At 33.9% G+C, this 8,955-nt stretch carries 6 protein-coding genes and 1 pseudogene; 6 read left to right on the top strand and 1 reads right to left on the bottom strand.

Going from position 1 to position 8,955, the window contains the following annotated elements:
• The 6 genes and pseudogenes from WG67_RS07230 to WG67_RS02660 form a co-directional block, all read left to right on the top strand.
• Positions 1 to 184: pseudogene (locus WG67_RS07230) on the top strand (hypothetical protein); the annotation flags it as partial.
• On the top strand, positions 184 to 1,344 hold the full coding sequence (locus WG67_RS02680) for a phage tail protein (protein ID WP_044471240.1): 1,161 nt from the start codon (positions 184 to 186) through the stop codon (positions 1,342 to 1,344). The pseudogene WG67_RS07230 and the gene WG67_RS02680, both read left to right, overlap by 1 nt.
• A gap of 167 nt (positions 1,345 to 1,511) precedes the next feature.
• On the top strand, positions 1,512 to 2,246 hold the full coding sequence (locus tag WG67_RS02675) for an ankyrin repeat domain-containing protein (protein WP_070356875.1): 735 nt from the start codon (positions 1,512 to 1,514) through the stop codon (positions 2,244 to 2,246).
• 25 nt (positions 2,247 to 2,271) lie between these two features.
• Positions 2,272 to 2,730, top strand: a complete 459-nt coding sequence (locus tag WG67_RS02670) for an ankyrin repeat domain-containing protein (RefSeq protein ID WP_007549613.1) — start codon at positions 2,272 to 2,274, stop codon at positions 2,728 to 2,730.
• Positions 2,731 to 2,742: 12 nt separating this feature from the next.
• Positions 2,743 to 3,183, top strand: a complete 441-nt coding sequence (locus WG67_RS02665) for a DUF2924 domain-containing protein (RefSeq protein WP_044471239.1) — start codon at positions 2,743 to 2,745, stop codon at positions 3,181 to 3,183.
• Entirely contained in the window at positions 3,177 to 4,646 is a 1,470-nt protein-coding gene (locus WG67_RS02660) for a recombinase family protein (protein WP_010082246.1), read from the top strand. Before WG67_RS02665 ends, WG67_RS02660 begins: the two co-directional genes overlap by 7 nt.
• A 406-nt stretch (positions 4,647 to 5,052) precedes the next feature.
• Here WG67_RS02660 and WG67_RS02655 read toward each other — a convergent pair whose 3' ends face one another.
• Positions 5,053 to 7,953 carry an ankyrin repeat domain-containing protein gene (locus WG67_RS02655; protein ID WP_070356874.1) on the bottom strand — a complete coding sequence of 967 codons (2,901 nt, stop codon included), beginning with the start codon at positions 7,951 to 7,953 and terminating at the stop codon, positions 5,053 to 5,055.
• Between the last annotated feature and the right edge of the window lie 1,002 nt (positions 7,954 to 8,955).

Raw genomic sequence — 8,955 nt, 5'->3', positions numbered from 1 at the left:
AAAGCGTCTTTGCAAAATAGAAATGAAGGGTATGGATGGTAAAACAGGAAAAGCGTTAGAAGGAATAGAGCACTTAAAGCAATCAATAGTAGAAAACGTGGAATTAATAGAGCCAAGAGAAGACATAGTTGTGAAAGGAAATGAGTGCGCTTTCTTAAAAAGTTTAAATGTTGAGTTAAATTAATGCTATTACCGCCAAACGCAACAAAAAAGGAAAAAGCGCTGGTTGATGCAATAGATTACAAAGTAGATCCTGGTTGTATCAGAGGGTTTAAATTTAGCCAAGGGGAAAAAGTGTTGCCATGGATAATAGAGGAATATGGGCTAGGAGAAATCCTACATTGGGTAAAAGACAAAAGAAAGGCGATAAAAAAAGGGATAAAATTTCAGCGTTTAAGAGGAACACCTGCTTCACTGAAAATAGCACTAAAATGGGCAAATATAGAAGATATTACAATTATCGAAGAACCATCTGGCAAGCACTTCTTTGAACTGCAGATAGGGATAAAAGATGTTCCGAATGACTTCTTCGTTGATGCAGTAGTAGAACTAGCAAAACTATCATTGCCTGCAAGATCGAGGCTAATGAGGATTTTTAACGATTATTACAACATTAGCAGGTTCATATTGGATGAGAGTTTTTTCGGAAGTTTATTATCGGATTATTCCGGGGTAAAAATAGAAAAAGATGGGCCAGTTTTATCATTTGGAAGAGTAAATTTTTTCAGGTCTCATGGTCCGGTTATTAGGATTGTAGAAAACTATCTACGCGATCATTATGAACGAGCTTTAAGCAATGACATATATCGCTTGGATGTAGCAATACTTGGAGAAACCGAGCCTCATACTAAGAACTACAACGGTATTTATGAACGAAATCATGTGTGGTATAACTTCAAAGCGCTATATCCGCTACCACAGAGCTTATTACCTAAGATTAAGTTTGCTAAAGCGCAGATAGTATTATCAGATAGCTGGAACTTAGGAGAAATAAACGCGTGTTTTCCGGTTACGAGTGGAGAAGAGAAAGGAAGTAAATTTTTACTAGGAAGTGATAAACTATCTGAACAACTGTGGAATTTAAAACACAAGCCAATTTTAGAAAGGTTTAGCGTTACTCACCACTACAAAGTAGAAGATTTTACCAACCAAAAAGTTATAATATTTGGTGTGGCAGAGCACAATATTCATTTTGAAAGGGATTTAAATTCAGAGCAAAAGGATTCAATACATGAACCGGAAAATTACGTTTTAGTGTTTTACCCAGGCGTACTAACGTGGCACGAACATCGTCATTTGAACAGAGGTTGGGAAGAGAAACAAGTAATATGTTTAATGCATTAAGCATATATATTTATATCTTCATATACTATATTAGTATTTAGTTAAAAAGGTGTACTACGCGAAAAAAGACTTGCCTTTTTATGCCAAAACGCACATAACTTGAATAGCAGCAGGTAAATATAAGAAATTTGTCTGGCGCTAGAAAAGATAATTTTGTGAGGTATGAAATGGGGTTCAGCGAAGAAAAGAAAGAATCTTTTAACAAGTTTTTTAAAGAAGTATCAAGGAATGGATTTAAAAATATTAATAAAAGGGATGAAAAAGGAGAAACAGTATTGCACCATGCAGTAGAAAATTCCGATCACAAAACAGTGAGGTTATTAATAGAAAAAGGAGCGGAGATCAATGCAAGAGATAAAAATGGTTATACGCCACTGCACTGTGCAGTATTCGCAAAAAGTTTAGAAAATGTAAAAGTACTGCTAAGGTCAGGAGCGGAAATAAATGCCACTCAATATGTCAGTGGATGTACGCCACTGCACTCTGCATGTAAAATAGGAGGAGCAGGAGTTGAAATAATAAAAGAGCTAGTAAAAGCAGGATCTGAAGTTAATCAACTGAATAAGTATGGTTCAACACCAATGTATTACATATGGGAAAGTGAAAAGTATTGTCTATGTGATAGGGAAGAGAGTGAAAAGGCAAGTAAATTTTTGAGAGCAAAAGGTGGAGTAACAAAAAGTAGAAAACTGACGTGCTATGGAATAGAGGGGCTAGTGGGAGAAATAGCAGACAAGTTGGATAGGAGCTATATGCCAGAGCTAAAAATAATGGAGATCGAAGAAATAAGGAAGAGAGACAAATCATTAATAAAGAAAGAATGTCAAAATTTAGCAACCAAGATAATGTGCCAAGTAAACGAAATGATAGATAAGGTGGTGAGAATTAAAAAAGGGACTTAAATTTAAAGAAAAGGTGAGGTAGGTTATGAGTAAAAAAGAAAAAGAGGATGCACTAAAAGAATTATTAGAGAACTCAGGTAAAAATATTAAGGGGACAAAAAAGGAACTGCATTATGCAGTAGACGGAAAAACAGTGAGCTTATTAGTTGAAAAAGGAGCGAATGTGAATGCAGCGGATGTAGAAGGATATACAGCACTGCACCTAGCGATAACGGAGAAACGTCTAGAAACAGTTAGAGAATTGATAAAATCAGGAGGGAATGTAAATGCTGAAGAGTATGGCAGTAAATGCACACCGCTGCACCTTGCATGTATGGTGGGGAAAGTGGAAATAGTGGAGGAGCTAGTAAAAGCAGGGGCTGAAATAGAACAAGCAGATAAATTTGGGATGACAGCGATGGATTATGCGAAAAATAGTAAAGAGGTAACTGAAGTATTGAAGAAAGAAACAGACAGAATAGAAAAGTTATTTGAGAAATTATGAGAGGCTGAAAATATGGAAAGAAAGGAAGAAATAGAAAAGAAAGTAATGAATTTAGAGAAAAAAGCGTTGGAAGAGGTGAGGAAAATATGGAAAAAGGTATATGGAGAAGGAGCGCCTAGATACTCAAAGAAATACCTGATACCAAGATTAGCTTATAGAATGCAGGAAAAAGCGTACGGAGAAATATCAAGAAAAGGGGCAAAAAGACTAGAATACCTGGCAGATCGACTAGAGAAGGGAAAAAGGATAAGTAGCGATAAACTGCCAGTAGAGGGAACAGAGCTAATATTAGAAAGAGGGGAAGAGACGCATGCGGTAATGGTAACAGATAAGGGTTTAATCTATAAAGAAGAGTTTTATACGTCATTATCAGCAGTAGCCGGCAAAATAATGGGAATGAGTTATAATGGACCGCTCCTATTTGGAATGAGAGATAAGGAGAAAGAATGCTGAAAGAGGTAAGATGCGCGATATATACGAGAAAATCAAATGAAGACGGGCTAGAACAAAAGTTTAATAGTTTAGATGCACAGCGAGTAGTATGTGAGAAGTATATAAAAAGCCGAGAAGGGTGGGTAGCATTGGCAAAAAAGTACGATGATGGAGGGTTCTCAGGGAGTAATTTGAATAGACCAGCGATAAAGGAATTGTTTGAAGATGTAAAGGTAGGAGAAGTCGACTGTGTAGTAGTATATACGCTAGATAGGTTATCAAGAGAAACAAAGGACTGCATAGAAGTAACATCATTTTTTAGAAGGCACCGGATAAGTTTTGTAGCAGTAACACAAATATTCGACAATAATACGCCAATGGGAAAATTTGTACAAACAGTGCTATCAGGGGCGGCACAACTAGAAAGAGAAATGATAGTAGAGAGAGTAAAAAATAAAATAGCAACGTCGAAAGAACAAGGGTTATGGATGGGAGGAAATCCACCGCTTGGCTATGATGTAAAAGAAAAGGAATTAATAATAAATGAAAAAGAAGCAAAAATAATAAAGCATATATTTGAGAGGTATATGGAGCTGAAGTCAATGGCAGAATTGGCAAGAGAGTTAAACAGAGAAGGATATCGAACGAAAGCAAAATCAGATATCTTTAAAAAGGCAACAGTGAGGAGAATAATAACAAACCCAATATATATGGGAAAAATCAGGCATTATGAGAAACAGTATAAAGGAAAGCATGAAGCGATAATAGAAGAAGAAAAATGGCAAAAAGCGCAGGAATTGATAAGTAATCAGCCATATAGAAAAGCAAAATATGAGGAAGCACTGCTAAAGGGAATAATCAAGTGCAAGAGCTGTGATGTAAATATGACTCTGACATACTCAAAAAAAGAGAACAAAAGGTATAGATATTACGTATGCAACAATCACTTAAGGGGGAAGAATTGTGAATCAGTAAATCGAACTATAGTAGCTGGGGAAATAGAAAAAGAAGTGATGAAAAGAGCCGAATGCTTATATGGGGATGGAGAAAATTTAAGCTTCAGAGAACAGAAAGAAGCAATGAAAAAATTAATAAAGGGAGTAATGGTAAAAGAAGATGGAATAGAAGTGTGTTCTGAATCAGAGGAAAAATTTATACCAATGAAGAAGAAAGGAAACAAATGCATAGTAATCGAACCAGAAGGTAAAACAAATAATGCACTATTGAAGGCAGTGGTGAGAGCCCATTCCTGGAAACGGCAATTGGAAGAAGGAAAATATAGAAGTGTGAAAGAGCTGAGTAAGAAAATAAACGTAGGTACAAGACGTATACAGCAAATTTTAAGATTAAATTATTTAGCACCAAAGATTAAGGAAGATATAGTAAATGGGAGGCAGCCAAGGGGTTTGAAGTTAGTTGATTTAAAAGAAATACCGATGTTGTGGAGTGAGCAAAGGGAGAAATTCTATGGTCTTGATTTATAAAAGCAACAGAAAAGGGCCACACAAAAAGATGTTGAAATTGATATAGAAAAGTAAGTCAATGTTACAGAATCAATTATGCGAAAATATCAATATAAATAATGAAGATTTTAGCATATCAGATGCAATAGTGATAAAAAATGTATCCAACTTTAACTGCATATTTTAATAGTAGATTTGGAGGAAAATTCTGTAAACATCAAAAAAAGCAATACTCTAAACTGCAGCACACAACTCCACGAAGTAGTACATGTCGAGCAATCTATAGCCTCTTTGAATCTGAAAGTGTACTTGAAAATTCATAAGCACTAAGTAAGTTTTTTAAGTAAAATAATTTCTTTTTTAACTTAATAAATAAACTTTCCCCTTCATTGTTGTGTAACAAGTCATATACAAAGCTATGGTCTACTTACAAGCAGTGCCTTATGTTGGCTTTTTCTATTTTTAACTCATCCATACTACAGCTTGGCAAGCTTGAATAGCATAAGGAATCTTTTTGTTCTTGCGTTTGTTTTGCCAAGGCCTTATTTCTATAAAGTAGGGGTTGAAAATGATCATGGCCTCCATTTACCATATGTAAGGCACTATTGTGACTATAATCTATCTTACCTGCTTTTGATCCTGAGCTATCTATTAACTGATGCAAGAACGGATCTTGTTGCTTATCAATAGTGTGCAATGGGTTACTTTCTGCAACATGCAATTTCACACCATACTTATCACAAAGTACTCTGCCCTCGATATCGGAACGTCCCCAAAATTCATTCTTTCCAATGCTATTGATATATTGGTTACACGTAATTCCACGATTTACGAGCTCACTTTCAACCTCATCAAAGTCATTGCCAATTTTACTTATAAACCACTCTGGAGGATTGTCTTGCGCAAATCTCTTACACTCATTCCTTAACTGCTCTACAGTAACTTTGATTCCCTTCTGTTGTTCTAGACTTTGCCTGAATGAATCAAAAAAACAGCTTCCATTATTGATTGCGTGCCCTAAATAGAAGTCATCAGGTATGTTTGATTTTTGCTCTTTATCACCTTGTTTTTCTACCTTTTCAATAATTTCTTCCTCTAAACCAAAAATCTTACTCCAGTTGTATTTACCTTCTAACCCCAATTTTTTACTTTCCTTTTCTGCTGCTTTAGCTAAGTCTGTTTTAGAAATATCCCCTTTTTCTTCATAGAACCTAGATAAAGTTTTAAAGATGTCTATCAGGTAAGTTTTTATGTCAAAATTCTTCCCCTTTTGTACAATATTAGACTCAATATTGCGTAAATCTTGTAATAACTTATGCCTTCTAGCAATTTCCTCCATAGAATCCCTTCTTAACTCTTCACGTTCTGTCCATTTGTTGTTAGACTCGCTTATTACTTCAGGACGCATTAATTTTCTAGACCTTTCAAAATATCCCTGTTCAATAGCATTGTAGACCGAGTAGCCACCGAGCGCGCAATCATTGCCTAACTCTTCTTCGCGACCTTTGAATTTTTCTAATATTTCTTCTCTATTACTCACTTCTACTATAATCTTGCTTTTATCCTGTATGTCAGGATACAGTCTAAGGTCTATATTTCCCAAACTAGTATAGAAAGTTAATACTATATCGCTGCCTTCTGTAAGATCTGTGTAATACCTTATGCCGTTTTCGGTTATAATTTCCATCTTACTTTTGCCAATTTTTATTATATCCCTTCTATATGATTCCTGAATTAGTTCCAGATTTCTTGTTCTATCTGTGATTCTTGCAACATCTATTATACTATCCTCTGAGTATTCTAAGTAAAATACATTATTATCGATTTTTCCATCATATAGTTGACCGCTGGTAGCAGCCTTTGCAATTCTAAAAAATTCCTCAGTATTACTAACATACTCTAAATGAGCACTGATCATATTAGCCTTATGAGCTTTGAACTTTAATTCTATTGTATCAATGACTTTTAAACTTTCTGACCTTTTTAACTTTGCTCCTCTTGATATTAATGTACATACTATATCACTGGCAATTCCATAGCTTCCTTCTAGCTGAGCAATTTTTTCTAGTACGTGATCTGCAAAGTAATAATCTTTGTCTTTAGCAAAATTTAATCTCATTCCAGAAGCTATAATCTCATTTACAACTTCTTGTAATTCAATCATGCTTTTAGCTTTTACTACCTTACTTAAAAACTCATTGCGTTTAGCAAGGTAATTTATTTGATAAATCTCTGATAAAAAACTATCGCATTTTTCATAATTGTCTTGTTTTTTACCTATAAAATCAGCTGCTCCTGCTTTTAAGAGCAAGGCTTTTACATTAGGAAATTGACGAGATGGCGAATCAAGAAGTACTGAACTATCATCCTTAACATTTAAAACTATCTTTAAGTCGTTGTCATTTTCATATTGATTTAAAAACTTTCTTAGATTTTCAACCTCTGGATCATAAGCATTATCCCAATCTTCATCAGAACTTGTAGCGAGAAGCATTTTACCTAGTTGCTCTCTTAATTTTTTTTGACTATTAGTTAATAAACATCCTATAATGTTGTCATTATCAATTGCAACTTGCAGTGGAGTTTTTCCATCGTTATTTTTTATGCTTAAATCAGCTCCTTTGCTTATGAGCAAATCCATAGTTTTTCTGCTTTGATCACTACACTTAGCAGCATAATAGTGTAAAGGTGTGTTACCTTTTTCATCTTGTATATTTGGATCAGCTTTTGCATCTAAGAGATACCCAAGATCTTCATATCCACTAGAATAAATAGCAGTATCATGCAAAAGTGTTTTACCTTTATTATCCTGCATATTTAGATCAGCACCAGCTTTGAGAAGAGAAGGAATAATTTCGTCGTATTCGAGAAACACGTTCAATATTGTTGTTCCTAGATGCCCTCTTTTTAGATTAAGAACGTACTTCAGGTCTTTATTTTTCTCGTTACTTTCTAAAAATTGCTTAAGATTTGAAAATGAGTCATAATTTCCCATATTAAAATCTTTTATAATACTATTGAGTAATTTTTGATTTAACTTTTTTTGACTCTCTTCCAGTCCTAAGTTAGGTGCATGAATAAGCCACTCATCTATTAAATCCTCTAAGTATTTTTTATCATCTACCAAACTTCTATCAGCCGAAAATAAATCTCGCTTAATGAATTCATAATAACTATCTACTGGTAATCCAGTTGCTTCTGTTTTTGGGCTACCTATTTCTGAAAACTCTTGTCCAGCACTTAGGTCACACTTCAGTTTTTGCTCATCAGTGTGTTTGCTTTGTTCACTGATAGGTTCTGCAATATATTTTACTGACCCTGTATCCATATTACCTCCTAGCTCTAGATATAGAATATATTATATAGAATGTGTAGTATGTGTCAAGTTAATTTCAACATAATCTTTTTACTACTCATATTTTTGTTAAGTTTTTATGGTGAGTACTGCTAGGTTAAAAGTTGTTTATTACTGGAAGTTTTAGCCAATTTTACTATAGATCAACAAAATTGAGAACACCAGCTATATTTAATATATAGGAATATGATGCTTTAAAGGAGTACAAAAACTGCTGAAGCTTATACAGTAACCTGCGGAGCTACTTCAGCAGAACAAACAAACATATGCTAGTATTAGTAGAGAATTATTTATAAGTCAACTAACTTTTTAAAAAAATATTTTAGTGAAGATACCATGCTAGCTAGTGTTATAAGGAATTGAATTATTGACTCTTCCTAAGATTGCAAAAAAGGTCGTATATTTGTGAGAACAAGCCGCGTAAAAATAAGGTTATAAAAATAGAAGATTTAAATTATTTCAATAAGCTTAGGCAAAAAAGTTCGTATGTAGATATGGATGAAATGGGCTAATATAGCTAGTTTTAGCGTATAGTTAAATTGTTATATTAAAAAGTTCGCACGGATCTAGCGGTAGACCATCCCATCCCAAAGAAAAATGTTCTCACGGGTAGCGGTTTTTGTTGCTGGAAATGGTTGGATTATTTAAGTTATTAGCAATATATAATACTAAATTAATAGTAATTCATTTGAGAACAAAAAGAAAAATTTATGATAATTTTACATTTCAAATGGATATTGTTCTTTTTATAAAAAATATTCCTATACTATGTAAGGTCAAGTTCTAATCACATCAATTTTTCTTCCAAATTAAATCTTATCTTTTACAGTGGATCTTACGTTTAAATTATTTTATATCCAAAATTAAGGAAGTTATTCTAAACGGTACACAACTTCAGCATCTAAAGCTAGCTGATTTTAAGAAAATATCGCTCTCATGAATGTGCTTTACGGACAAAAGCTTTATTAATATCTT

This window comes from Wolbachia endosymbiont of Drosophila incompta (assembly GCF_001758565.1).
In the GTDB taxonomy this organism is placed as follows: Bacteria; Pseudomonadota; Alphaproteobacteria; order Rickettsiales; family Anaplasmataceae; genus Wolbachia; species Wolbachia pipientis.
Note: the sequence above shows the minus strand (reverse complement) of the source record. Positions and strands in the feature narration are given on the sequence as shown.

What these genes read in the sequence shown, in the direction of transcription:
- WG67_RS02680 (WP_044471240.1), top strand. Translation starts at nt 184, where the DNA reads ATGCTATTACCGCCAAACGCAACAAAAAAGGAAAAAGCGCTGGTTGAT.
- WG67_RS02675 (WP_070356875.1), top strand. Translation starts at nt 1,512, where the DNA reads ATGGGGTTCAGCGAAGAAAAGAAAGAATCTTTTAACAAGTTTTTTAAA.
- WG67_RS02670 (WP_007549613.1), top strand. Translation starts at nt 2,272, where the DNA reads ATGAGTAAAAAAGAAAAAGAGGATGCACTAAAAGAATTATTAGAGAAC.
- WG67_RS02665 (WP_044471239.1), top strand. Translation starts at nt 2,743, where the DNA reads ATGGAAAGAAAGGAAGAAATAGAAAAGAAAGTAATGAATTTAGAGAAA.
- WG67_RS02660 (WP_010082246.1), top strand. Translation starts at nt 3,177, where the DNA reads ATGCTGAAAGAGGTAAGATGCGCGATATATACGAGAAAATCAAATGAA.
- WG67_RS02655 (WP_070356874.1), bottom strand. Translation starts at nt 7,953, where the DNA reads ATGGATACAGGGTCAGTAAAATATATTGCAGAACCTATCAGTGAACAA.